This is a genomic window from Ignisphaera cupida (genome assembly GCF_030186535.1).
GTDB lineage: Archaea > Thermoproteota > Thermoprotei_A > Sulfolobales > Ignisphaeraceae > Ignisphaera > Ignisphaera cupida.
Genome location: NZ_JASNVW010000003.1, coordinates 38,618 through 63,744, shown reverse-complemented (window position 1 = coordinate 63,744; position 25,127 = coordinate 38,618). Strand labels below are relative to the sequence as shown.

Genomic DNA, 25,127 nt, shown 5'->3' with positions numbered 1-25,127 from the left:
CTATCACTCTTGTCCAGGATACCTAATTCTAGGGTCTAGCAATGGGTATATGAGATCTAGCATAAAAGTAGCTACAGCTGTAGCGACTGTGGCAAAAAATAATATGCCAAGCATTAAGTTGTAGTCGGCATTTGCTATAGCACTTTGTAAAATATATCCTATACCTGGATAGTTAAATATGTACTCTACGAGAAGAGACCCCACAAAAACTCTTGAAAGACCTAGAACTAGGGATGTGAATTGTGGTAGTATAGAGTTTCTAAACACCATAGACCTAATAGTGTTTGTTGAAGCTCCCTGCAAAAACGAGTAGACTATGAAATCCTCTTCACGCATTTTAAGAGCAATAGCCTTCATACTAACAAAGCTTCCAAACCAACCAAACATCACTAAAACCATTAGTGGAAACATTGCTCTTCTCAACATGTAGATAAATATTTCTATAGATGAACCTCCAGCAACATAACCTCCACTTGGTATAGGCAATTTAAGAACAAGTACATAGAAAACCAGAAATGATATGGCTAGTACAGCAAATGGTATAGGCTGAAAAGCTATAGCTACATTCTCTAAAACACTTGAAATCCTTCTATGCTTAGTCAAAGCAGCTAAAGCACCTACAGCATTACCTATAAGCCAGCTAATAACAGATGCTAGCAACAACAGTGTTAAAGACCATGGAAGAGCCTTTGCAATAACATCCTTAGCACTTGTTGGGAAGAATGCAAAAGAAGGACCCATTTCACCAGTTATTAAATAGTTTCTCAAAAAGATTAGATACTGCTCAAAAACTGGTTTATCAAGACCATAAAGCTGCAAAAGTTGTCTCTTCAACTTCTCTATCTCCTCTCCAGTAAGAGTAGAACCCTGAGACAACAATCTATTTACAAACAATTCAGCAGCATTAAAAGGCATTAACCTGGATAACACAAATGCTATTGTCAACCCAATCCATATAACCAAAATAGCTAGCAAACCTCTCTGCAGAATATATCTCACAATTGGATGCATAAACTTGTCCACCCAACAAACAATTTTTTATGTTAATAACACCTATCGATAATTGTTTTAGAGTTTAAAAATTTTTAGTTTTTAAACGATAATCACATTAAAGTTAAGAAATAAAAAATAAAATTTGTTTTATTAATTATCTTATTTTCTTTTTATTGTCCATGCTATTGCGAATCCAATTATGAATAGTACTATTGCTATTGCTATTGTTGTTGTCCATTCTGTTACTGTTTGTGTAACAGTTGATGTTGTTGTTGATAGTTTTGTTGAGACAATTGTTGATAATGCTGTTGATATTGTTGTAACTGTTTTCTCAATTGTTTGAGTAACAACAGTTGTAATAGTTACTACAACACCAGGTGCTGTTGTAGGTGTTGGTGTTGGAGATGGTGTTGGCTTAGGAGTTGGTGTGGGAGTCGGAGTTGGAGTTGGTGTAGGTGTAGGCGTTGGAGTAGGAGTAGGAGTCGGTGTAGGAGTGGGCTTAGGTGTTGGAGTTGGTGTTGCCATTGCTGCTTGTAGCTTCTTTAGAGCTTCTGTTGGTAGTGTTGGGAATGTTATTGTTCCTGGTGGTGGCTCAGTTGGTGGTCTGCTTGTTGGTGTGTCTATACTTGATTTGACTGGTATTAGATTACCTATTACTTGCTGAGCCATTTGATTACCCCATAGCTTGATTCCTGTATAGAAGTTGTATGCTGAAGGCCAGTTAGTCCAGTAATCTGTTAGTACTGGTAGTAGTTTCTTGCAATCTCCAGCCCATATAACCGGCATATCCTTAATCATTGTTAAAATTGCTTGCTTTAAAGCACTTATTGCTTCTGGAGATCCAGGTGGGCTTGATAATGCTTTTAGCAATGCTTCATCGAATTTGGGATTACAATACCTTGCACCATTGGGTGAGTAGTTTCCTATGGGCTTTACATATTCACATCTCCAACTCTCAAAGTGTATGGGTAGGGCATTGGGGTCGTTTCCACTTATACCCCAGTATGAGCCTACTTCAAATGCTCCATAGTTAAGCTGAGGAGTCCAAAATGCTGCAGCTTCTAGTGGTACCACCTCTACATCTATTCCAAACTTTCTCCATTGTTCTGCAACAGCAAGCCCAAGATCTATAGCGTCATACTCAAAGCCTGCAGGTATATTGAGTTTCATTTTCCATGGTCTTCCATCTGGAAGTAGCCATTTACCATCTGCACCTCTCTTAAAACCTAAGCTTTTTAGTATTTGCTCAGCAGCATCTGGTGCGTATCTCCACCAACCAGCTCCCCACGTCCATCTAATCTCAGGTTCTGTCAAGTCTTTTGTTAGTAAGCCTGATGCTCTGGCCCATTGATAAACCTTTAATGGTATTGAAGGATCATAGACCTTTATCTTTGAACCATTTGGTAATGTAAGCTCCATGTTCAGTAAATCATCTAGGAGGAGGTTATATGTTAGAAATGCTTCAGCAGGCCATGCAGCAGCGCCAGGCACCACAGTCATTCTTTGAACACCTTTGTATCCTATTGTCATAACCTCTGTCATGTTTATTGCTAGTGCCAGTGCCCATCTAACCATTGTTATATTGTATGGATACTTCATGTTGTTGAAGTATATACCTCTAACAGTAGTGTCATAGCCCCAGAAGTATGGGTAGTATGGAATCCATGCCTGAACCCTATCACCAAGTATTCTTCTTAGTGATTCCCAGGCCTGCCAAGTTGCATCGAATATCCAGTCCAGTTCTCCTCTAGACATTGCCAAGACTTTATCAGTCTCGGTCTTAAACACTCTGAACATAACGTATTTGGGGCCGGGCCACAGAATTATTTTCTGTTCGTAGAGAGGTTTAATAGTTGACCTATCCCAATCATCTCTTCTTTTCCACAAGAACCATGTGCCTCCAGGATCATATGAATGTAGCACATATGGTCCTGTGCAAACTGGTGGGTTGTAGAGGAAGGTATGGATATTCTCTGGGGTAATACCCTTGGATTCTAGGTAGCGCTTTGGCATCATGAAATTGTATATTCCAGGACCAATTAAAGTAAATGCCATGTAGTGGAAGTATGGGTTAGGCTTTTTGAGCTTTATAACAAGGGTATAATCATCAACAACTTTTGCATAATCAACCCATACATTTAGAGCAGCATAAGCACCTAGCTTGGCATTTGCCTTGGAAACATTTATAGCGTAGACAATATCCCAAGCTGTTAATGGGTCGCCATTGCTCCAATACATACCTTTTCTAATCTTTATTGTTAGTGTTGTGTAATCTGGACTGTACTGAGGAAGGTCTTCCGCAACCCAAGGCTTTGTAATACCATCCTTGTAATCTGTGTAGTATAGTACTGAGAAACAAACCTGGTTAACACCTATAACAGGAGCTTGTGAACCTATGACCCATGGGTTGAAGTTATCCGGGTTAGCAACACTACTTATCTGAACATCGAGAATAACTGTTTCTTCTCTCTTGACTCCTGGAGGTAGCGCAAATTGTGCATTTAGATTTTGGATATTGAGTATTTGTAGAGATGCTAAAACTATTGCTATTACTATTAGTATAGAAGTAACGTATCTGTTTATCAACCAAATGCACCTTTCCATATGCAACAACATGTTTCTAGCTATAAAAATCTTTATGAAAATTGTAATACTATTAAATAAATTGTTGTTGTGCTACTACATATTATTTAGTTTACAGGTAGTAAACATTAGTGAAAAGCAGAACAGATTTTGGTGACAGCAAATTGAGTAACAAAGAGCTTGTTGATAGAGTTGTTGAGTATCTTCGTTGGCATCCAAATGCAAAACCATCTGAGATTGCGGATTTTCTAGGTGTTAATCCTAGAATAGTTAGAGTTGTGCTAGCTAGGCTTAGGTCAAAGGGTGTTGTTGTTCGTACTGAGAAGGGGTATTCGCTTAGAATTGGTAGTGAGAAAGTGGATGCTGGTGTTGAGAAAGAGGTTGAGAAGAAAGATGTTTTGCAGAAAAATCAAAGACTTGGAGTTGTTGAGGAAACTGTTTTTGAGAAACTTATTGCTAGGATTGAGGAGTTGGAGAAGAGAATTGTTGTGTTGGAGAAAGATGTTGAGGAATTGAAAAGGATTTTGCATAGCAAAAACGAAACCAACTACTCATTGAAATGTGAAGAGGTTTATGAGGCTTTAGAGTTTTTGAAAATGGGTTTAGAAGCTGTTAGAGTAGGAGATCAGAACTCGTTGGATTCAATAGTGAATGAGGTTGAGAAGCTGCTGGAAAAGATAAGAAAATGTTTTTCAGCATAGCATCAGCGGGAGGAATATCAATCATCATTCATTGCGACCAAAAGTTCATCATATGCTAGAATATAAGTTAATTATGAAAGGTGTTTTAAGTTTTAAATCATTGTTTAAGATAGAGTAAGCATTCAAGGTTTAAGTGTTGTTACCAAAGACCATGTTTTCTACCCATTTCCTCAACAAACTTTTTTGCAATAAGTACTTCATCATCTAGCCTATCTTTGATATCCGGTCCTCCAACATCTATGGCTATGTATCCACTATACCCATATTTCTTCAAACCTTCGAAAACAGAGTCCCAGTCTATTGTTCCCTTGCCCGGTGCCCAGTGGTAGTTATCTCTACCATCATTATCTGATATGTGTACATAGATTATTTTATTTCCCAGTTTCTCTATGGATAGTGGTATAAGCTCTTTAGCAGCATGCAAATGACCAGTGTCTAGCACTGCTCCAAAATTATCCTCGTTTACCTCATCAAGAAGTCTAAGCATAGCATCTGAATTGCTTACAGTTTCACCAACTCTGGGTTCTACAGCAAGTAGAAGCCCATGGTCCTTAGCTATTAGAGCACATCTCTTCATAACATCTACAAGCATTTTCCAGAAGCTTCGCCATGAGAAATTCGCTGGGATCCTAACCCTGTACCTCTCACCAAAAGCTATTGTAGTACTATACGGTTTTCTCTCAATAAACTCTATTGGAGGAGTGAAGGTATCTGTTTGCGTCATTAGGGCATTGAAGTATGTTGCTAGCTTAGCTGTTCTTCTGAAATATTCCAGCCCCCTCTCCCTAGTTCTCTCATCGGCAGATAGAAGCTCAGGAAATATTGCAGCAACATTAACAACCTTAAGACCTTTGCTCTCTATATAATCCCTCAAAACCTTCTTATGCTCCTCTACCTCAACAAGATTTTTCTCACCAAAAACCTCAAGCTCTATCGCCTTAAAACCAAGTCTTGCAGCATCATCAACAGCCTTGTACATATCCCCTATCGATGGTGGATAACCATACTTGGTTATGGCATAGAGCCATGCAAGATTAACTCTAGACATGGAGCACACCTACCAAGTGTAGATAATGTGGATAAACCCAGAGAATATATGTTTTAGCACTTCATTTTTGCTTAAAATCAGCTACTCAAACTTGTTGCAGTATCTCATTAACAAATCTCTTTTTCCAACACTAAACACACTCCAATTGATTTTAATCCTATATTCACTCTCCAGCATTTTCAAGACTTTTTCAAGTATTTTCAAACCCTCTTCAACTTCTTCGCATGTATAAACAACTTGTTGACTCAGTGGACATTCTGGATCTAGCAAAGGTCCTTTGTCAAAGCTGTAGACAAGTGGATATACTCTGCATCCAATAGGTCTAATGCTATATATTCTACATCTGTTTTCTTCATCAAGAAAAATGCACCTTTCACCAACATTTCTCAGTCTATAGAAACCATTTCTAAAAACCACAAAGTCTTTTTCGCCATGAGAAGAAATTCTCTCAATATCTTCTCTAAACAAAATCATTTCTGTTGGTGCACAACACTTTGCGCAGTATAGGCAAAAGCTTCTTTCAAAAACCACTTCAGCTTCACCACATTTTCAAACAATAAGCAATGCTGTGCCAAACCTAATATTTCTAAAACACAGCAAAACTAATTATTTTTGGGAAGAGAATTGGATTTAATTACTCTAAGCAATATTGTTGAATGTACCATAGTCTACAGAGAATCCTTGTTCACAGTTGTTGTTAGCATTGGTAATGAGGTGAAGAAAGCTCATTTAATTAATACAGGTAGGCTTAAAGACTACTTGGCTAGTGGTAAAAAAGGTTTTTGCATTCCAATAGCTAGAACTAGATCTGGTTTGGAGTATAGACTTGTTGGTGTTGAGGACAATGGGTATGCTGCTATTGTGGATACAAAACTTCATGAGAAATCGTTTGAGGTTTTGCTAAGCAAAAACATTGTTCCATGGCTTGAAAACTGCGTTTTAACAAGAAGAAATGTTTTTGTGTATAACAGTAGAATTGATTATGAAGCTAGATGCAAAGACAAAAAAGTGTTGATAGAAATTAAAAGTGCTGTTATGAGATTTCAAAATGGTTTTGCAGGTTATCCAGACGCCCCAACCCAGCGTGGAAAAAAGCATTTAGATTCATTGGCTAAGTACGTTAGTAATAACATGGGCCTTGCATACATAGTCTTTGTTGCTGCTATACCCCATGCAAAAGGCTTTAGTCTTTACTGCGATGCGGATAAAAGTATCTGCAAACATGTGCTAAATGCTTTGAGAAGTGGTGTTCAATTCAAATCAATAAACATATACCTTGATGTAGAGAAGAAGGGTATTGTCTACGGAGATCTCGACCTACCAATCGATTTAAGTTGTTGCGAAACAAACATTTAAACATGTTACATAGGCTATATTTTAAAGATTGTGAAGGGCAACATGAAAAGAGCTATAACAACAAATATTATTAGGAGCATAATGAATGCTATTGATATTAGAGCTAATATTGCTGCTATTGGAAGAAGTATAGCAAATAGAATTGCATATAGAATAGCCTTGCCAATACTCTTCTTAACAAAAAGCCCATAGACAAAACCTATTAAAAAACCTATAAATGCTAGTAGCCCAAGCACAACACTCTCCTATTTCAAAATAATAGTCTTTGCTTTAGCAATATATAAAGTTTTTGCTCTAAACCGTTTTGAGCAGTATTGAGTTAAAAAAATGGAAAATAATATGTTTTCATTACTTTCTTTGGGCAAGGACATTGTCAAGAGCTAGAAGAGCTGCTGGAGTGTCTTTAACAAGCTTTACCTTTGCCAATAACTCGCTAGCATTCTTCTCCTCCTCAACTTGCTCATCTATAAACCATTTAAGAAATGACTCAGTTGCTTTATCACCTTTTCTTCTAGCCAATTCAGCCAAGTCCCAAATCCTTTTAGTATTCTCGACTTCAGCTCTATAAAAGCCTTCAACAGCATCAACAATACTACTCCACTCAGCTCTTGGCTTTGGAATATCGAAAAGCTCCACCTTCCCACCTCTATCAGTAATATAGCTATAAATCTTCATTGCATGTTCAAGCTCCTCCCTAGCCTGAACCTTAAAGTAATGCGCAAAGCCTGTGAAGCTCAATGCATCAAAGTAGCTTGCTATTGAGAGGTACAGGTAAGCATTTTGTAGCTCCTGATTCAACTGCTTATTTAGAGCATCCAAAACCTCCTTATCTAGCAACCAACCCACCTACTCACAAGAAAAAGTAGTTGGAAGTAGTTAATAAATATATGGGTGATAACAATGAGCATGTTTCTAGTCTACAGCTACATTATATAGCAAATTATGTTTTCAAAACTCTATGAGCATTTTACATAAACAGGATTTGTAATGGCAAACATATCATCATTGTTCTCTGGAACCAGTTTGTGGGGATTTGCATATCCACCAACCTCGATTCGTATAAACTTGCCACGACTCTTTTCAGAACATATATCAAAGGCTGTTACAGCTTCTCTATGTATAAATATGTTTTCCTCTACAGGTATTGTTCTCAACACAGATTCTGAACTAATTATTCTCAGCATAGACTTTTTCGCATTCTCAATTCTAGCAACAATTTCTATAACCTCGCTTCTCTTATCACCAACACTTATTGCATCTCCAAACATATACACCTGCTCCTCACCACTTTTTCTAAAATCAATACTTATAACAGGCCTGTTTGGTTTGTATGTTATGTAAACCCAGCCTCTTTTAATGCCATCAACAATGCTCTGAGGATCTAGCTTCTTTGCGTAAACCCATGTTGTTGGCTCCCCAAGTTGAGTAACATCCCCTTCAACACCACCATGAAAATCACTTCCACCAACAGCAGTAACCCTGTGACCCTCAACCAAAATGTTGTGCCACCACCGAAGAGCTTCACTGTTTTGAATGTACCAAGGACCATTCCAAATCTCTATAGCATCAAAACCCCTAACATCCTTGTGGATAAATGGGCAGTCTGGACACAAAACCTCCATGTATCTACTAGGGTGATTTACAGAAACCAAGGCGTTGTTTCTATGCGCTTCATCTATTAGTTTTTCAAAATCCTCTTTCGATCTTATTCTAAAATCTGGGCATTTCCCAATGTTGAAAATGTTTATGTGTCCATAGAAAGTTGTTACCTCAGTACCTGGAATAACAATTGGATTTCCATCTTCCTCTACTAAACCAGCTTCATGGTTTTGACTAACAGTGTTGTGATCTGTTAAAGCAATGAAGTCAAGACCTCTGCTTCTTGCAAGTGCCAACAATTCACAAACAGTGTTTCTTCCATCGCTGTGAATAGTATGTGTGTGGAGGTCTCCTCTAAACCAGCCATTAACCTTGGAAACTTTCTGAGTATTTAGAAAATCTCTACATGGATACTTATACACAATCAACGACACAACATCAATATTCTTGGAAATAGTTTCAAGCAAATTCCATGATCTAGCAACATGAGACAAAAACTCTAGAATATCGCTAAAGCTTGTTACATCACTAAGCATTTTAAATCCTTTAATCTCCAAACTGTAGCTGCAGTCACCAGCTGATTTATCAATTCTTAGAAGAACCTTCCAAACACCTTTTACAATAGGGCCTGGAACAAAGCCTGGTGTTGCAGATGTTTTGGCTATGTATACAGAGTATCTTCTATCAGCACCCCACCCTCTAATAACACCAGCTGAATCAACAACACCAAAACCAATTCTACACGATGGTTTAAGCCTAAGAAAAATCATGTCAACATCACTTTCAACATTAAATGAAACTTCAACAAAATCAGTATAAGCCTTAACACCACTTTCTATCAAACCACTCAAAGTATATTCAAAAATCTTTTGCAGCAAACAAAACCACCAACTACATATCATGAAAAGCAAACAATTAAAAACGAGATTTTAAATGCTTGTTAAATATTATGTGATAGAACAAGATTGATTTAGAGTTGAATATAAATGTTTAATAAAAAGAATTAAATGGTTTTTATATGAGCAGATTAATTCTTATTTCTTCTTTTTATCCTCCTGCTTAGCCTCTTTCTTCCTCTTGCAAGCCATTTACACCACAAAAAAGAACCTACTCCATGTTATCTATTTAAGTTGTTTCGCTTGAGACTCATGCCACAGCATAGGTGGGGAGTTCGAAGCTTTATACGCCTTCACAACCTCTCCAACAACTATGATGTGGTCCCCTGCTGGGTATTCTGCAACAAGTTTACATTCAAGTATCAGTGGTGCACTGGGTATTAGTGGTGCAACAACTTTTTCTGCTTTCAAAGGCTTTATACCAGCTTTCTCAAACTTGTCAACTTCTCGCCCACTTAAATTACCAAAAATATTCATGGCAGCATTCTCAAGCTCTTTAGAAACTAGGTTTACTGCAAAAGCCTTGAACTCTTTAATAAGCGAATAGGTGTATCTCTTCGGAGACATTGCAACAGCTATTAGTGGAGGATCCCACGAGACTCTAGACACCCAAGCAGCTGTCATACCACCTCTTCTACCAGGCTTTTCAGGATCACCCGCAGTAACAATAACAAGTGGGTGTGGAACCAGGTCAAGAGCTTCAAAAACATCTATAGACTTCATAGCGCTTCACATTTTGCTAGATGAAAATGGTGTGAGAATAAAAGGTTTTATTAACTACAACTGCTAATCATTGAAAAATACAATTTGTGTAAACCAATGGTTAATTTAAAAATGTTTTTGATTTAGTAGATAATAGTATTTTTGTCTATGACTTACTAACCTTCTTTCCTTTTGAAACCTCATCATATATTGTTAGAATACCTGAGATAAGTAGGTATAAACCTATTAACAATGCAACGAGATAAGGCATTACAATAATTAATATGCCAAATATGACCATCAATATTCCTATAACAATTCTTGGTGCACTAATTCCAAGATACTTCTTCAACATTTTCTCAACAGTTTCCTCAGCCATCACAATTACACCACATATTACATTATATGTTTATGTGGTGTAATAAGTCTTTCTGATCTCCTTCCATTATAGAGGATAAGGGTTTCTAAACCACTTATTGGTTCTTAGCATCTATCCATGTTTATATTTGTTATTTGTTGAATGATTAAGGTAATTAAAGGTTTACCTATTTAAATTTTTCTTTTGGTTACTAATTCCTTGTTGAGTTCTTGGGGTGGCACATCATTAAATGCTATTACCACTTATCATTGCTAAAGAGTATAGGGTACAAATCTTCGCTCTTACTCCTTCACTCTTACTCTAAAAGGCAAAGCTCTTGGTTAGAAAATGGATGTATTGAATGAATATATTGAATAGCGTTTATATACTTGTAAGCTTTTCACTAGTACTGTGACAGTTTTATGGTTTTTAAAGTGGTTTTAGATAAGCTTGTTTTTTCTGGTTTGCTTATTGAGAAAGAGTTTGAGGTTAGAATGGTTCTTGCTTGTATGCTTTCAAAGGGTCATGTTCTTCTCGAAGGTGTTCCAGGTGTTGCAAAAACATCTATGGCTAAAGCAATTGCTAAGCTTCTTGGACTTAAGTTTAGAAGGGTTCAGATGACTCCTGATCTTCTTCCAATGGATATTCTAGGTACGTATATATATGATCAGAAAACTGGTGATTTTATCTTTAGAGAGGGGCCAATATTTACAAATATTCTTCTTGTTGATGAGATTAACAGAGCTTCTCCAAGAACTCAATCAGCTTTGCTTGAGGCTATGCAGGAAAGGCAGGTAACCATTGAGGGAGTTACCAGAAAGCTTGAAGAGCCATTCATTGTTATTGCTACTCAAAACCCTATTGAGATGGAGGGTGTTTTCCCACTTCCAGAAGCGCAAATAGATAGGTTTTTAGCCAAGATAGAAACTGGCTACCCATCGTCAAAAGGTTTTAAGGAGTTGCTTAAAAGAATTGATGAAATTGAGCAAGGCATTGAATCTCTGCAGCCAGTTCTATCAAGAGATGATGTTTTAAATGCTATGGAGCAAGCTAAGAGGGTTTTAGTTGATGACTCCATATACGACTATATAGTTTCCATTGTTGAGGAGACTAGGAGACACCCAGCAGTAAAGCTTGGTGGATCTCCAAGAGCAGGTATAGCAATTCTTAGACTGGCAAAGGCATGGGCATTAATAGATGGTAGAAGCTATGTGATTCCAGATGATGTTAAAGCTGTTGCAGCTCCAGCTTTATCCCATAGAATAATTGTGAAGCCTGAGTACGAGGTTGAGGGTGTTACAGGGACGAAAATTGTTGAAGAGATTCTGAAGAAGGTTGCGGTGCCAAAGCCTTGAAGCATCTATTAGAGGTATTCATATTGCTTATTGCTTTACTTACTATTCAAGCACATAGCATTGTTTATGCATCTCTTGATGTGATTGAGAGACACACACCAGGATTCCCACTAAATATGTCAATTCAAAACATTTTAAAGGTGATTGAATCACTTGGCAAAAACATTGCAAACACATCAACAGGTGCTGAAAAAGAAAGTGTTTGGCAGTATCTTTCATATGTATCTAACCAAATTAGTGATGAAAAGCTTAGAAAAGAGCTTGTGAACATGGGAAGCAAATATCTGGTCAACGGTTCTTTAAGTAGAGATGAGCTTGCAAAGGCAATTCAAATGGCTCTAGCATCAAATGCTAGCTTAAATGATATTGCATTGTTTCTTAGTGCTGTAAATATGTTGGCTCGAGCAAGTGGGTATCAAAACATTGCCAAATTAGGTGAAAGCATTTTAGCTATGCTTCAGAACGTCTCAAAAGAAACACGATTCACAAGCTCTCAAAGCAGCTCTTCTCGATCATCACAAACTGCTTTGCCTAGTCTTCTTCAAGTACTGGAATCTATGCCGAAACCTATATCACCACTCCCAATTTTTTCTGAATCAGGTATGCAACTACCATCAATGTTGATGTCCATTGATTTGAGAACAGTTTTTGCATTGCTTATTATAGCAGCAATAACTTCTATTTTCATAGCCTATAGAAACAGCGTTATTAACGCTGTTAGAGGTTTCATGGTTCGTAAAAGCATTGATTCTGTGGATAAGAACCTGGGGAAGATGATTGGGTGGCAAATCAGAAAAGCTATTCTAAACTATTGGAAAGCTGTTACATACATTGAAAGAGTTTATAGGATTAGGAAAGAGGATTGGATGACTCATCGAGAGTATCTAGATAGTGTTGAGAAGAGAGCTGAGCTTTTGAGCAGCACATTCAAAGAGATAACTAGTTTGTATGAAGCTGCTAGATATGCTCATGAACCTAGTGGCGATGTAGATGAGAAAAGCAGTGAGTATTTGAGTAAACTTGTTGGTGCAAGAAAATGATTAGAGCTGTTCTAGAGGTTTTGCCAAGAATAATAGCAGCCATGCTTTTAATAAATATAGCTGGAGATGTATATGCCTTAGCCACAAAAAACATCTTTTTGATCATGAAGCAAGCACCTGTAGAAACAATTGCGCTAACAATCTCATTTGCTCTGGCCTTGGTTTCACTCATTATTCCAACGCCCATAGCATACGTTTTTGCCCTTGTATCATACTCTATAGCAACTAGATTCAGAGTTTCTTTTCTAACACCAGCAGCACTATTATCCATTGGTGCTTTGGCTGTTGTAGATCATGTTAAAAGCTTTTATCGAAGTGGTCAGGAGAGGTTTGTGAAAATTGGGAAAATGGGATACCTGGGCATTGTGCTTTCACTTGCTGTGACCATGGCCATTATTGTTTCTGCGCCACTATTTGCAACAACATATCTGAAAACACTTATACAGTATCTGCAAACATCTGTTAGCAAATATGGAAACACCTTCTTAGTAGCTATTGCCTCAAATCCCTTCTTTATACTATCAATATCACTAGCAATTGGTGTGGCTCTATACAGAATTGTAACTGTGTTGGCGGAGGTTATAGCATTTTATGTTGGTGGATCCAGAAGCGCTGCTCTAATGGTTCTTAAAAGCAAAAGAGATGTGGATATAGTTATGGAGACTCCACTAACAATGGTTAAAAGCATTGTGTTTTCAGCTCTTTTCACACCACCAATATACTCCATAGTTACTCTCTTTCCAATAGACTTAAACATTTTGAGAGGGGTTGTGGCATCAGCTATATTCATAGTTATTGGCTATTTCATGTATAGGCTGGAGAGAGTTGTTGTTATAGAGCCAAAAACTGTTTTAGTCTTATCCACATCGATGCTTATAGCTATATACATTGGAGGTGTTGCAGTATCTATGGAAATATACAAAAATGTGTTGGATGCTTTGATAAAGCCATCGATATCAACAATAATGAGCAGAGTTGCAAACATGTATACAAGCTTCTACTCAGACATCATACTACTTTTCGATGAGCTTGCAAAGCTTTTTGGTGTTACTCCATGAGTGAAAAAGCTCCATCTCCAAAAATAAGAAAAGCACAGTTCATTGCTTATCTAGCTACAGGTATTTTTCTTGCAGCAATCTCAATTCTATTTATGCTTTGGTCTGTTGGGTACATGGAAAGAGCATATGTTGGAACATCGCTTATATCAGCACTAATAGGCTTCACACTCTTATCAGCATCACTGTATGTTCTAAGACTCTCAGCCTATGTCTATGCTGTTGAGAAGGAGGAGAAACGTGAATAAATTGAAGACAGTAGCAGCTGTAGCAATATCAACGATACTTGCTCTCTTAGCGATAGGCCTTATTGCAGTTGCTGAGAAAGGTCCTTCACAAATACAGATCTTTGTAGGTGCATCCCCATTTAACACAGGTCTTATAGGAACATTCAAATTTGTTGAAATGCTTAGAACAAGATATTCAATGGTTTATGTTATTTCATCTCTTAGCGAACTAAGAAAAATCTTCACCAGTGGAACATGTTTATTCATAGCAGTTTCGCCTGAAGTGGGCTACAGCAAAAGTGATGCAGAAACAGTTGGCGATGCTCTCTCCAAATGCAAATACGCATCAATTTTAGTAGCTGATGAATCAACAACATCTAATGCATTGCTAGAAACCTTAGAAACATCTATTCGAGTCAATGGAAAAATCATTATAGATGCTGTCAACGGCCCATATATTTATGCATATATCTCTATACAGCCAAACGCTTCTACACACAAAGTCTATTACCTGCAACTAGATATAGCATCACAGCTTAAACTAGAGTTCTCCAAGGCAAAACCTGTTGGATATGCTGATACAGGAGATGTTGTTGCTGCTGAGGAGCTTAGCCCACTTGGTGTACACGTTTTTGTTTTAGGCGATGGCTCAATATTTCTAAACCAGGTGCTCGAATCCAACAAAACTGTGTACAAGGATTTTGCCATAGACCTTGTGAACTACTTGTGTAGATATGATGGTGGATGCAAAATTGTTGTTGATGGGAGTCGATATCCAGGATATTCACTGGATAAAGCATTGGAAAACAAGAACATGCTTGTATATGCTGATCCAATAGCATTTGCAGCAGCGTTTGCAACAAGGCTTTTGCATCCATCAACATGGCTTTTGCCAGCAATAGAATTTCTAAACAGTTTCTTCAAAAACATTGCATCTATGTACAACCTCTTCATAGCTATACTAGCTGCATTGTCAGGCTCTATATACATTTTCTTGGAGCATAGAATGGTTATTGTTGATGATCGTAGACTTGATGAGCAGAGAGAGGTAGAGGTTTTTGCAACTGGCGATGTTAGAGAGGCTATTCTTAAAGGGAAAATAAAGTTGGGTAAGCAAGATTTTCTAAATCTCTTCACAATTGTTAACACAGTTACCCAGCTAGTCTACGGTGTTGAGTTGTGTAACCCAAGGCTTTTTGAGCTAATTCCTAGTAGAGAATATGTGAAAAGGTATGTGAATAGAATGTGTAAACTGCGTAAAAAGGCTTCTGAAGGTGGTTTTCTACCAATAGTCTTCTCATGGAGTAGAACAACAGCTAAAATGGTTAGAGAAAGCGAGGAGTTTCTATCTCTTCTTGGTCAAAGCATAGCTGGTGAAAAAGGCTTTGAGTATCTCTTAATGAGGTAGGGGGTTTGTGGTTGTCGAGGTTTCAGCTATAGAGACAACACCTAGAGCAAGAGCATTTCTAATCTTATCAGCTATTCTAATAGCTTTTGGTGTTTTGCAAAACTATGAAATGATCTCAGCTGGTATAGCAATTCTAGTGTTCTTGGCATGTGTAAGAAGCTATATGCTTGTTGTGGCCATGGCCTTGGAGAAGTGCTCTGTGGAAATACCAGCAATAGCTTCTGTTGAAGGTGAGAGGATTTGTGTTGAAATCTTGTTTAAAAACCCAACGCTTATCCCAATAGCATTTGCAGAGGTTTCAATTAGATACTCAAGTTTTTTAAAACTTGTCGAAGGTGTTAGAGCAGCTCTCATAGCTATTCCCCCAAGAAGTTTTGCAGCAATTAGAATGTGCTTCTTAGCAAGAATTGGTATGCATAGAATAGGCCCTGTTGATGTTGTTGCAAGGGATTTGCTTGGTTTGTACAGATTTAGAAAAAGCTTTGGCTTTGAAGGATTTTTAAGAGGTGTTCCAAGAGTTTCCGAGGCTGAGATTAGGAGGTTGCTTCTATTTACAAGATCAACTGGTTTGACAAGGTCTAGGAGAAGTGGCTATGGAACAGAGTTTTTTGGTGTTAGAGAGTACAGGGAAGGAGATGATGTGAGGAGAATAGTTTGGAAATATTTCGCATCGAAGAGAAGACTAGTTGTTAAGGAGCTTGAGCTAGAGACTATGAATAGAATACTTTTCATAGTTGATGGAACAAGCGAAATGATTTCAGGTCCATATGCACAAACACCATTTGAACACAGCATAAGAACTGTTGCTTCCATAGCCAGGTACTTGTCTTACAGAGGAGACTACATGGGCATTATCATAGCAAGCAACAACGAATTGCTATTTATGCCATCACTTGACAGGGGAAGAAAAGGCTATATGAGATTGCTAGAAACAATCTCTAGATACAGATTCGAAGAAGCAAATACAAGCAAAGTTGAGAAGTTTACAAGAAGAAACTCAGTGCTTAAAGCATTTGAGAAAGCTCTTGAGATTTTGCCAAGAGAGAAAAGCATAGTGTTTATATTCACATCCCATGGAGATGAAGAATATCTGGAAACTCTGGTTGGAATAGCAACAAAACTAAGTCTTCTAGGAAACGAGGTGTTTCTAGTAATACCAATAACAACAACATTTGAAGTGAAGGGAGTTCCTCAATGGGGACAGGCAATATATAGACTAAAAGTATTTGAAAGAACGAAAAAAGAGCTGGAATTCGTTAAAAAACTGAGAAGCAGAGGAGCAAAGGTCATAGCTGTTGGAGCAGAGCACATACCACAAATCATAGTTTCTCTAATAGAGTCTATGAGGCCAAGCTAAATCAAATACATCAAATGAAGACGCTTATTATGTGAAACAGGTTTTATTCAATAACTCAAAGCCTGAAACAGTTGAATGTGCATGTTTGAGTTTGTTGTTGAGGCTAAAAATGGTTATGTTGCTGAAGATGACTTTTACTTTAACAGTATCTTTAACAGTATTATTTACACTTCTTAGGAGAGCTAAAATAATATTGTTATTGGTGTTAAGATTGAGTACTAGAATTCCCTTGCCGTATAGTCCAAATGTTTTGGAGGTATTTAGAAATCCAAGAAATTTGAGGCCTCTTGAAGACGCTACTGTTGTTGAAGCTGCTGGAAGCCCTGCTTGTGGTGATATGATAAGGCTTTATCTTAAGATTGTTCGTAAAGAGGATGGGGACTACGTTGAGAAAGCTTCTTTTGAAAGCTATGGATGTGCACCAAGTATTGCTGCTGCAAGTATTTTAACTGATATGATTATTGGTAAGAAACTCGAGGATGCTTGGAAAATAATGTGGAAGCAGATATCTGATGAGCTTGGCGGACTTTCCTCAATAAGATATCACTGTAGTATTCTTGCTGTTGGTGCTTTGAAGAGAGGTATAAGAGCTTGTTACAAGAAGATTAATGAGCATCAACAGTGGTTTCCAAAAGATTTGACTACTGAAGAGAAGCAGGTGTTTGAGGAGGAGATGATGGAGAGATACTACAAGGCTATGAAAAGCTTGGGCGAGTTTAGATGAAGGAAAAAGAAATTGATGTAAGAAATGTGCCAACATCATGCACATCACATCCAGTTATGGTATTGGCTAATGCATTATCTTATTTAGCTAAAGAAGATATTGATGTGGTTAAAATATATTTTAATGTAAGCGATATTCCCGAGAATGTTGTAAAATTCTTTCTATCTAAACACAGATACTCTATTGAAGAGATAAAGGTTTTGGACAACAACTCTAGACTAATCATAGCTAAAAAAGAAAGGTGGTAGGTGATCAGCATGTCCATGGCTAACAAGGTTAAAGAACTGCTCAAATCCCATGGAATCCGCCGAGAGAGGTTTATTTTGTTTAGAAAACAGTGGGTTTGTTTCACAGGAAGTTGTTGATGCTATGCTGCCATACTTTAACAGGATTCGTTGTCGTAACAAGCACTTAAGGGTTAAAGCATCTAATACATTATTAAAATTTTTGTGTGAAATTGTTGAAATGGCATTACGATTTTCAGCTTCAGTATTACACTTTTTTAGAGTGGCTAAGAACTTTAGCTTTAAGATGTGTTATTCAATAGTATATAAATTAATGTCTGTGTTTAAGTGATTAAGTAAAGTTGAGGAATGTATATGAAGAGAATTAAGCTGTTGTTTGCATCAAGCTTTGAGGTTTTGTTTGTTGATAGGGATTTGGCTATTAGAAGAGTTGAGGAGTGGGCTGAGAAAAGCACTTACCCTGTTCAAGTTGTTTTTGGTCCTGAGGGCTGTGGGAAAACAGCGTGGCTTAGGCAAAGTGCTGTGTTTTTGAAGGAGCTTGGATTCGATGTTCTTTACTTTAACCCTGTTGAGAAAGAGTTTTTGTTTGAAATTGGATTTTCTGATTTGAGGAAGGAGTTTCTAAGCATTGTTGAGGAGGCTGCGAAAATCAATGCTTTTGCAGGTGTTGCTTGGAGGCTAATAGACTTTGCCAAGAAGGCTATTGCGCATGGCTCCAAAAAACTGGCTATACTAGTGGATGATGCTTTTCAGGTTATTGGCTTAGACAAAGCAGCTATCTATGTTAAGGGGCTTCTCGGGGTGTTGGAGTATCCGCCAAAAGCCTATGAAAAAATAGTTGTTGTTGCTACAACAAGTGAGGGTCTATCAAGATTTGAGATTGGCAGGCATAGATGGGCGAATCTACTGCCCATGTGGAATCTATCGAAAAATGGTTTCGAGGAACTCTACAACCAGTTGCCAAGTCCAAAACCAGATTTTGAAGAGGTTTGGAGAGCAACTGGTGGAAACCCAAGCGTGTTGGAGAATCTCTATAAAAATAATTTGAGTATTGATAGAGTTGTTAAGGAGATTGTTTCCAGAAAGAGGCTAAGAGACTTTATAGCTAGACTAGGTGCAGAGGAGAGGAAATGGCTAGTGGAGGCAATCGAGGATCCAGACACCCTATACACAAGAAGTAGAATGAGTTTAAAGGATGAGCTAGTTAAACTAAATCTAATAATTGATGATATTCCACCTAGAGAAGAGTTTCTATGGATAGACACCCCACCACCAGAAAAAGATCTAGAGCTTGGCATAGGAAAATACGTTGCATGGCAAACACCACTACACAGAGAAGCTGTGAAAAAAGCTCTAGAAATATTCAATTAGTAACACATTGTCTTTAAGAATAATGTGCAAGGAAGAAACGTTGCTATAGCAACTTGTGCAAAGCCATAAATACTAATCCAACAATTCAACACCTGCTAAACATCATCAAAAATGTGGCAAAACACCTTGATGCTTAGTATTTAGCATAACAGTCTTCACTTAGCTTGTGAAATTTTTGGCATAGGATTTAGCTGTGCATGAATCATCTTGTGAAGCAGGTCATAAGTATAGGTACTGCTCAAACATTAAATAACTGTGTGAATAGTTTTGCTTTAAGTAATTCATTAGCAATTTTGTTGAGGTCTAGCTTATAGAAATAGCTCTTTTTATTATTGATATCTCCTCGTCCATGATTTCTCTCCAGCTTCTTATTTTCGGAGGCTCCACACCATCCACACCCTTCTCAAGAACATTCAAAACTTCAACAGTCAAAGCTTCTACATCACCTTCCTCAACAAGTTTCACACCAGGGTTTCTCCCATAGTAAATTTCTAGAGCTGGTATCCTATACCCAACAACAGGTGTTCCAAGATATAGAGACTCCAGAACAGCATAGGAGAACGAATCAATGTGGCTTGGGTAAAGCATTAACCTAGCCTTTGCAACAACCTCAAACCTCTTCTCCCTAGGTAGAAACCCAGTGAAAACAACATTATTCTCCACACCAAGTCTCCTACAAGCCCTTCTCAGTCTATAAAGCAACACACTACTTACCCTACCTGATACAACAAGCTTCAAACCACTAAACCTTTTTGCAACAAGACTAATCAATATGATTGCCTCAGCCAAACCCTTATCAGCTGTTGGTCTACCACCAAAAACAATATAATTTTCCTTCTCCCTAACCCTGCTCCTCACAGCTTTAATCAAATTAATATCATCCTCATCAAGAGAAACCCCAGAATCCATTGAAACAACTCTATCAACCCACTCACCACCCATCTCATATGGTATAGACTTAGAAATAGCAACAACAACATCATATCGTCTTAGCAAATCCTCAACCCTTCTCTTATTCAGTTCATGCAAAACCCTATACCTAGCAATAGCCTCTACACTATAGAGGCTTTCATATATGGTGGAGGTAGCAACAAGTCTACGCCACATAATCGAAGATCTTAATATATTCTCAAACCTCTTCTTAGAGCCGTAAAATGGTGGAAGCTACAAAAACACTATCTTTGGCACATTTATGGTTTTACCAACAACATACCCAGTATAAACAGCATCAAAAACCTCATGATGAACAACAATAGCATTATAACCAGCAGACATTGCTTCAAATAATCTTACCTTAACAAGCTGAGGAATCATTAAGGGGGCAAGACGTTAAAACAACTTAGTTCTAAACACATTATCTATTTTCCTCAACATTTCTGGTGCTGTGCTACACCCAGCAAGCTTAACACCACATCTAATCAACTCTCTAAGGTGAACAACAAAATTACGATCTACTTGAATACCCCAGGGAACAAGCAAATAAGTCTCAAAAATGCTTTACACACTCCTTTAATGACCTTAAAGCCCTTAAACCACCATCAGTTGATGGGTTAGGATTAATTAGAATTAAATGGATTAGATATACATAACACCTTGTTTATTTTATTCATCAAAATCCCCACTTAACATGTAAATAGCTATGGTGTTGTAAATAAAAATTATTGAGTAAGAATCATCATTATTTGTTCATTAATCACTACTCAAAGTTTTTACATTGTTTTTATTTAAGATACGAATTGCAATAATGATTCCATAGATTCATTAAGATCTTGATCATTGTTTGAATAAGTTCGTTAACTATAAAGGTTTAGAGCCTTTTGCTTATAGCATCTTTAAAGATTTACCATTATTTCTTATTGTCGTTATATTCACATTAAAGTCTCTGAATATCTCGAAGTCTTTTTCTAAATGTTTGGACTTTGAAAACAAATTGCTTTTTTAAACTAGGCATTGTTTCAAATTTTTGAGGTAGAAACATTTGAGTAGCAAACATGTTGTTGTAGCTCATCATTTTTGGGGTAGGCCTGGTGGAGGCCAGATTGTTTGCGCTGCAGCTTCGTATGCATTTAATGTTATTGGCTATGAACCTGTTTTAGCATCTGTTACAAAGGTTGAAGTTGATAAGTATGTTGATTGGTTTGGAATAGATTTGAGTAAATATCCAAAGTTTTCGCTCTATGGTTTTAGGTTGAGGTCTTTTGGTATATATCTTAGGTTGTTTATTTGGAAAGCAATTGAAAAGGCTGTTAATGAGTATGGAGCTCAGATTGTGTTTACTGATGAGTCTACATATGGACCTATAAAGAATTTTGTAGAAAATAGAGGCATAGCACTTGTTGAGTATATACATTTTCCAATAGAGATTTCAATAGATGAAAGGTTTAGGGGCACAGGTCTTTATTATGGCGAAGACCCATACATTCTTGAGAGATACTCGAAATTTCCAATGAACATGTATTGGTGGTTATACACAAAGCTTTTACCAAGGTACTTGAGGAAAAACCCATTTGAAATAGCAAAACTTGTTTTAGCAAACTCTAAGTGGACAGCTGAACTCGCTAAGCAAGTATATGGCGAAAAACCAGAGGTTCTAAACCCCCCAATAGCCCCCAATGTCGAGATTGTTTCCAATCCAAAGAGTTTTGACGAGAGAGAGAATAGCGTTGTTATGCTTGGAAGATTCTCTGAGGAAAAAAGGTATCACTGGGTCATAGAAGAGGTTCTACCAAAAATAAGAAGAGAAGCACCAAATACAAAACTCTATATATTTGGTGGTGCAAGAACAAAAACAAGCATGGAATACTTAAAAAGACTCGAGGATTTGGCATCTAGAAAAGGCTTCAAAACATCTAGAGATGTTAATGTAGATGCTGATGTGTATCTAGTACCAGATGCACCTAGAAACCTAATTAATCATGTCATGGATAAATCCAAAGCATTTCTCCATGCAACAATAAACGAGCACTGGGGCATAGCAGTAGCAGAGGCAATGGCCAGGGGATTACCAGTTGTTGTACACAAGTCAGGTGGTGCATGGAGTGATCTAGTAGAAGAAGGTGCATATGGACTAGGATACACCAATGCTGAGGAAGCAGTTAGTGCAATACTCAATTTGCTAACAAATGAAAATAATAGCTGGAGAATATACTCTAGAAAATCTATTGAAAAATCAAAGAACCTAACACTAGAAAACTTCGTGATTAACCTATCCAGGCTACTAGCAAAAATTCTCTAGAATTCTCTAGCTTTGTGATAAATGAAGTAAAATAGAGTGAACAAGAATGAAAATGGTTATAGCCCATTTTACAGCTGCAGCTCTTAAAGAAGACAATCAACTCAAGTTGCCTAAGCTCTTTAGACACTATAACTATGATCCTAATAAGAGGATATAACATTATGGAACTAAATTAAACAGATTAAGGAATAAGTGTTGTGATTTAAGTATGTTTTCGTTTCATCGCTAACATAAGGATATATAGGGTAAAGTCATAAAATCCCTATTCAATATAACCTCTACACAAGGGTGTTTTCAAATATGAAAATTTCCGTACTGATAACAACGTATTGCAGAGATTGGGCTTTGCAATATTCACTTTCTAGTTTAGTAAATCAGAAGAGATTGCCTGACGAAGTTTTGATAGTTATAAAACCTTGTAGTGATGAAAGCGAGAAAGTTATTTCGAGATTCGAGAACTTGTTACCACTTAAAATAATATATCAGAATTCCAGTGGTAATGTAGTGAACGCATATGAGCTAGGTTATCTTAATGCTTCTGGAGACGTGATATTATTTTTAGATGATGATGCTATAGCTCATGATGAGTGGATACTAAGATATGAAAGGTTATTTAACGAGAATATTGATGCAGCAGGGTTTACGGGACTTACATACAAGGCTTATTTAAATAATGGATCCTTGATTAAAACTAGCGAACCTTTTTACTCAAAGGAGCTAGCTAGAGGAGGGCCTCACCGAAGACCTTTACCTGAACTCAAGAACTACTTTGGATATATCTCTACATCAGGTATTATGGGTGAAAAACCTTGTTATTATGATTTATGCAGATCAGTCTTGTTTTCAGGTGTTAACATGGGTTTTAGAACATCTCTTATTAAGGATCTTAAACTATCTGTCCTCTATAGAAAGAGTAGAAAAGGTTTTTGGTTTGAAAAAATAATGGCTTATTGGTGTGTCAAGAAAGGCTTCAAAACCTATGAGGTAATAAATAAAGAGATTTCGCCAATTGTGTGGCATATTGAACATTCTTCATCATTAACTAGAGGAAAAGGTTTTTGGCACGAATTTTGGTTGCACTATGATAGAGTTGCCATGTTTTGGAGACTAAGAAAGTTAGGAGCAAATGTTTCAACCTCAAGATACATTTTAGCTTTAGTGATTATGTCAAGAAAGAAAATAGTGCCAAGATTTCTTGCTACATTATATGGATTAATAACTAAAATTTAAAAACTTTGAGCTATTAACTATCTACTCTTGTATTTTCTTAGTATTTACCAAATATTATCATAACTCTATAAATCCTCTCTATCTTACTCTAAAATTAAGAATTCAATTTTAATGCCTTCTCCTCACAACAAATTTAATAATGAACCTAATATATCATCTATACACAACAATAAATTCTTGCAGGAATCTAACCAAAAAAGTTTCATTCTCATTACAATTAAATAATGTTTTAAATTTAGAGTAGAGGTTTTTTAATAAGATCTTGAGAAAAACATAAGAAGATTTATGATATTAGTAAATTGATGTCTAGTCTTTGAATAAGAAATCTTTAAAATTTTTAATATAGGTTCTACTACATGAATTATAGAAAGGTGTAATAAGCCTTGGACCTAGAAATAAGTGTTTATGCAACTGTTTATAATAACGCTTATGTTGTTAAGGATTGTGTAGAGTCTTTGTTTAGAGCTTTGCCTGATATTGATGAGCTTGTGGTTGTGGATAACTATTCTAGTGATGGTACATATGAAATTCTTGTTGATTTGAGTCATGTATACCCAGTTAAGGTTTTTAGATATAGATGTTCTCGGGGATTGGGTAGGCAAATAGCGTTTGAGAAAACTAGTGGAAGGTTTGTTCTCTATATAGACATGGATACCGTATTTGATTCTCGCTGGGGACATGTTGTAAAGAGGTTGCTTAACTTGACTGAAGATGGGGTGTTCTGGAATTACTATGGTTTAACAACTAGGAGAACTATGGAGAGAATAGGGGGTTGGAAAAACATGAATCATGGTGAGGATGGGGAGCTAGTTGCTAGAGCCATTAGAAGAGGTGTTAAGGTGCAAACACCTTTGGTGCCCCCATTTTCTCTGAATTTGAAAAAGGGTTTTAGAAGCTATGGTGAGTATAGGTATGTGAAAAGCAAATTCTATATTCCATTTAAACTGTTTAAAAATACAATAGATAATTTCATGAATTGCAAACTAACGCCTGCAGAGATTTTGTATAGACGTAAAGTAGTTGATTTAAGAACTGTAATTGAGATGATCATTTCATCTTCATTTACCATGTCTAGAAGTACAGAATCTTGTACAAAAACTATTTATAACAACGTTAATTACTTTCTTCCTGAAGAGCTTGGTTTATCCAGGGACTGGTTTTTAGCATGGTGGGAATACGCAGATGTTTACTGGAATTACATCAAAAGACATGTCATTGATATAGCAAACAGGGTTAGAAATCCAAAGATTTGCTTCATTGCAAGAGGGTTGCTCATGTACAGAAGCATAGGAATTGCATATGAATTTATTAAAGGCTTGGCACAGAACATAACACCTAGATACTACAAAAAGCTTTGTTCAAAAATAGATCATTTCATTCGATGTTGCACCATATAATTATAAAATAACTAATACATGGAAAAGTTCATGACAGTTAATAAAATAAGTTAAGTGAGGCATAAGCATTAATATTTAATAGCTTCTCTATGCTAATAACACCGTAAAAATTTATGATTTTTAGTTTCAGAAACTTTGGTAAGATATCAGTTTATGTGATGTGAATGCTGCTTGTTGTTACTCATGATGTTGACTGGGGGTCATGGGGGTTCTCCAGATATTCATGTTATTGATAGGCTTTATAGGT

Annotated in this window: 26 protein-coding genes; 14 read left to right on the top strand and 12 right to left on the bottom strand. The window is 36.9% G+C overall.

The window, feature by feature from the left end; translation table 11 throughout:
- Positions 1–3: 3 nt before the first annotated feature.
- Entirely contained in the window at positions 4–1,011 is a 1,008-nt protein-coding gene (locus QPL79_RS05570) for an ABC transporter permease (protein WP_285273813.1), read from the bottom strand.
- Between the two features lie 141 nt (positions 1,012–1,152).
- A complete protein-coding gene (locus QPL79_RS05565) occupies positions 1,153–3,579 on the bottom strand; it encodes an ABC transporter substrate-binding protein (protein WP_285273812.1) in 2,427 nt (808 codons plus the stop codon).
- A gap of 161 nt (positions 3,580–3,740) precedes the next feature.
- Here QPL79_RS05565 and QPL79_RS05560 point away from each other — a divergent pair, with 161 nt between their 5' ends.
- Positions 3,741–4,277, top strand: a complete 537-nt coding sequence (locus tag QPL79_RS05560; protein WP_285273811.1) for a hypothetical protein — start codon at positions 3,741–3,743, stop codon at positions 4,275–4,277.
- 139 nt (positions 4,278–4,416) lie between these two features.
- Here QPL79_RS05560 and QPL79_RS05555 read toward each other — a convergent pair whose 3' ends face one another.
- Both QPL79_RS05555 and QPL79_RS05550 read right to left on the bottom strand, forming a co-directional pair.
- Positions 4,417–5,325 carry a sugar phosphate isomerase/epimerase family protein gene (locus QPL79_RS05555; RefSeq protein ID WP_285273810.1) on the bottom strand — a complete coding sequence of 303 codons (909 nt, stop codon included), beginning with the start codon at positions 5,323–5,325 and terminating at the stop codon, positions 4,417–4,419.
- A gap of 81 nt (positions 5,326–5,406) precedes the next feature.
- On the bottom strand, positions 5,407–5,856 hold the full coding sequence (locus QPL79_RS05550; RefSeq protein WP_285273809.1) for a YkgJ family cysteine cluster protein: 450 nt from the start codon (positions 5,854–5,856) through the stop codon (positions 5,407–5,409).
- Between the two features lie 93 nt (positions 5,857–5,949).
- Here QPL79_RS05550 and sfsA point away from each other — a divergent pair, with 93 nt between their 5' ends.
- Positions 5,950–6,681: a DNA/RNA nuclease SfsA gene (sfsA, locus tag QPL79_RS05545; RefSeq protein WP_285273808.1), complete on the top strand. Its 732-nt coding sequence runs from the start codon at positions 5,950–5,952 to the stop codon at positions 6,679–6,681.
- 14 nt (positions 6,682–6,695) lie between these two features.
- Here the strand turns inward: sfsA and QPL79_RS05540 are convergent, their stop codons facing one another.
- The 5 genes from QPL79_RS05540 to QPL79_RS05520 all read right to left on the bottom strand — a co-directional run bounded on the left by QPL79_RS05540 (position 6,696) and on the right by QPL79_RS05520 (position 10,257).
- Positions 6,696–6,917, bottom strand: a complete 222-nt coding sequence (locus tag QPL79_RS05540) for a hypothetical protein (RefSeq protein ID WP_285273807.1) — start codon at positions 6,915–6,917, stop codon at positions 6,696–6,698.
- Between the two features lie 112 nt (positions 6,918–7,029).
- Positions 7,030–7,527 carry a ferritin gene (locus QPL79_RS05535; RefSeq protein ID WP_285273806.1) on the bottom strand — a complete coding sequence of 166 codons (498 nt, stop codon included), beginning with the start codon at positions 7,525–7,527 and terminating at the stop codon, positions 7,030–7,032.
- Positions 7,528–7,637: 110 nt separating this feature from the next.
- Positions 7,638–9,158 (bottom strand): CehA/McbA family metallohydrolase, encoded by a 1,521-nt coding sequence (locus QPL79_RS05530; protein ID WP_285273805.1) that lies wholly within the window; start codon positions 9,156–9,158, stop codon positions 7,638–7,640.
- Positions 9,159–9,401: 243 nt separating this feature from the next.
- Positions 9,402–9,899, bottom strand: coding sequence for a flavin reductase family protein (locus tag QPL79_RS05525; RefSeq protein WP_285273804.1), 498 nt, complete (start codon positions 9,897–9,899; stop codon positions 9,402–9,404).
- Positions 9,900–10,044: 145 nt separating this feature from the next.
- Positions 10,045–10,257 carry a DUF3096 domain-containing protein gene (locus QPL79_RS05520; RefSeq protein WP_285273803.1) on the bottom strand — a complete coding sequence of 71 codons (213 nt, stop codon included), beginning with the start codon at positions 10,255–10,257 and terminating at the stop codon, positions 10,045–10,047.
- 401 nt (positions 10,258–10,658) lie between these two features.
- Here QPL79_RS05520 and QPL79_RS05515 point away from each other — a divergent pair, with 401 nt between their 5' ends.
- The 9 genes from QPL79_RS05515 to QPL79_RS05475 all read left to right on the top strand — a co-directional run bounded on the left by QPL79_RS05515 (position 10,659) and on the right by QPL79_RS05475 (position 19,018).
- Positions 10,659–11,591, top strand: coding sequence for an AAA family ATPase (locus tag QPL79_RS05515; protein WP_285273802.1), 933 nt, complete (start codon positions 10,659–10,661; stop codon positions 11,589–11,591).
- Complete coding sequence (locus QPL79_RS05510) at positions 11,588–12,631, top strand: DUF4129 domain-containing protein (RefSeq protein ID WP_285273801.1); 1,044 nt, start codon at positions 11,588–11,590, stop codon at positions 12,629–12,631. The genes QPL79_RS05515 and QPL79_RS05510 overlap by 4 nt, the downstream gene beginning before the upstream one ends.
- A complete protein-coding gene (locus tag QPL79_RS05505) occupies positions 12,628–13,689 on the top strand; it encodes a hypothetical protein (protein WP_285273800.1) in 1,062 nt (353 codons plus the stop codon). Before QPL79_RS05510 ends, QPL79_RS05505 begins: the two co-directional genes overlap by 4 nt.
- Positions 13,686–13,934 carry a hypothetical protein gene (locus QPL79_RS05500; RefSeq protein WP_285273799.1) on the top strand — a complete coding sequence of 83 codons (249 nt, stop codon included), beginning with the start codon at positions 13,686–13,688 and terminating at the stop codon, positions 13,932–13,934. Before QPL79_RS05505 ends, QPL79_RS05500 begins: the two co-directional genes overlap by 4 nt.
- Positions 13,927–15,321 carry a hypothetical protein gene (locus tag QPL79_RS05495; protein WP_285273798.1) on the top strand — a complete coding sequence of 465 codons (1,395 nt, stop codon included), beginning with the start codon at positions 13,927–13,929 and terminating at the stop codon, positions 15,319–15,321. The genes QPL79_RS05500 and QPL79_RS05495 overlap by 8 nt, the downstream gene beginning before the upstream one ends.
- Positions 15,322–15,328: 7 nt before the next feature.
- Positions 15,329–16,678: a DUF58 domain-containing protein gene (locus QPL79_RS05490; RefSeq protein ID WP_285273797.1), complete on the top strand. Its 1,350-nt coding sequence runs from the start codon at positions 15,329–15,331 to the stop codon at positions 16,676–16,678.
- Positions 16,679–16,889: 211 nt separating this feature from the next.
- On the top strand, positions 16,890–17,402 hold the full coding sequence (locus tag QPL79_RS05485; protein ID WP_285273796.1) for an iron-sulfur cluster assembly scaffold protein: 513 nt from the start codon (positions 16,890–16,892) through the stop codon (positions 17,400–17,402).
- Complete coding sequence (locus QPL79_RS05480) at positions 17,399–17,650, top strand: hypothetical protein (RefSeq protein WP_285273795.1); 252 nt, start codon at positions 17,399–17,401, stop codon at positions 17,648–17,650. Before QPL79_RS05485 ends, QPL79_RS05480 begins: the two co-directional genes overlap by 4 nt.
- Positions 17,651–18,001: 351 nt before the next feature.
- Entirely contained in the window at positions 18,002–19,018 is a 1,017-nt protein-coding gene (locus tag QPL79_RS05475; RefSeq protein WP_285273794.1) for an ATP-binding protein, read from the top strand.
- Positions 19,019–19,321: 303 nt separating this feature from the next.
- Here the strand turns inward: QPL79_RS05475 and QPL79_RS05470 are convergent, their stop codons facing one another.
- The 3 genes from QPL79_RS05470 to QPL79_RS05460 are packed head-to-tail and all read right to left on the bottom strand — an operon-like array spanning position 19,322 to position 20,497.
- The gene (locus QPL79_RS05470) at positions 19,322–20,125 is read right to left on the bottom strand and encodes a glycosyltransferase family 4 protein (RefSeq protein ID WP_285273793.1); all 804 of its coding nucleotides are present in this window, start codon (positions 20,123–20,125) and stop codon (positions 19,322–19,324) included.
- Positions 20,126–20,182: 57 nt separating this feature from the next.
- Complete coding sequence (locus QPL79_RS05465; RefSeq protein ID WP_285273792.1) at positions 20,183–20,332, bottom strand: hypothetical protein; 150 nt, start codon at positions 20,330–20,332, stop codon at positions 20,183–20,185.
- A 15-nt stretch (positions 20,333–20,347) separates the two neighbouring features.
- A complete protein-coding gene (locus QPL79_RS05460; protein WP_285273791.1) occupies positions 20,348–20,497 on the bottom strand; it encodes a hypothetical protein in 150 nt (49 codons plus the stop codon).
- A 499-nt stretch (positions 20,498–20,996) separates the two neighbouring features.
- On the opposite strand from QPL79_RS05460, the gene QPL79_RS05455 reads away from it, so the two are divergent.
- From QPL79_RS05455 to QPL79_RS05445, 3 genes are all read left to right on the top strand, one after another.
- Positions 20,997–22,253 carry a glycosyltransferase gene (locus QPL79_RS05455; protein WP_285273790.1) on the top strand — a complete coding sequence of 419 codons (1,257 nt, stop codon included), beginning with the start codon at positions 20,997–20,999 and terminating at the stop codon, positions 22,251–22,253.
- Positions 22,254–22,553: 300 nt separating this feature from the next.
- Positions 22,554–23,483 (top strand): glycosyltransferase family 2 protein, encoded by a 930-nt coding sequence (locus tag QPL79_RS05450; protein WP_285273789.1) that lies wholly within the window; start codon positions 22,554–22,556, stop codon positions 23,481–23,483.
- Positions 23,484–23,866: 383 nt separating this feature from the next.
- Positions 23,867–24,880, top strand: a complete 1,014-nt coding sequence (locus QPL79_RS05445) for a glycosyltransferase family 2 protein (RefSeq protein WP_285273788.1) — start codon at positions 23,867–23,869, stop codon at positions 24,878–24,880.
- Positions 24,881–25,127 lie beyond the last annotated feature (247 nt).

Coding starts and splice junctions, on each gene's coding strand:
- QPL79_RS05570 (WP_285273813.1), bottom strand. CDS start 1,011: ATGCATCCAATTGTGAGATATATTCTGCAGAGAGGTTTGCTAGCTATT.
- QPL79_RS05555 (WP_285273810.1), bottom strand. CDS start 5,325: ATGTCTAGAGTTAATCTTGCATGGCTCTATGCCATAACCAAGTATGGT.
- QPL79_RS05525 (WP_285273804.1), bottom strand. CDS start 9,899: ATGAAGTCTATAGATGTTTTTGAAGCTCTTGACCTGGTTCCACACCCA.
- QPL79_RS05520 (WP_285273803.1), bottom strand. CDS start 10,257: ATGGCTGAGGAAACTGTTGAGAAAATGTTGAAGAAGTATCTTGGAATT.
- QPL79_RS05515 (WP_285273802.1), top strand. CDS start 10,659: ATGGTTTTTAAAGTGGTTTTAGATAAGCTTGTTTTTTCTGGTTTGCTT.
- QPL79_RS05505 (WP_285273800.1), top strand. CDS start 12,628: ATGATTAGAGCTGTTCTAGAGGTTTTGCCAAGAATAATAGCAGCCATG.
- QPL79_RS05500 (WP_285273799.1), top strand. CDS start 13,686: ATGAGTGAAAAAGCTCCATCTCCAAAAATAAGAAAAGCACAGTTCATT.
- QPL79_RS05480 (WP_285273795.1), top strand. CDS start 17,399: ATGAAGGAAAAAGAAATTGATGTAAGAAATGTGCCAACATCATGCACA.
- QPL79_RS05475 (WP_285273794.1), top strand. CDS start 18,002: ATGAAGAGAATTAAGCTGTTGTTTGCATCAAGCTTTGAGGTTTTGTTT.
- QPL79_RS05470 (WP_285273793.1), bottom strand. CDS start 20,125: ATGTGGCGTAGACTTGTTGCTACCTCCACCATATATGAAAGCCTCTAT.
- QPL79_RS05465 (WP_285273792.1), bottom strand. CDS start 20,332: ATGATTCCTCAGCTTGTTAAGGTAAGATTATTTGAAGCAATGTCTGCT.
- QPL79_RS05450 (WP_285273789.1), top strand. CDS start 22,554: ATGAAAATTTCCGTACTGATAACAACGTATTGCAGAGATTGGGCTTTG.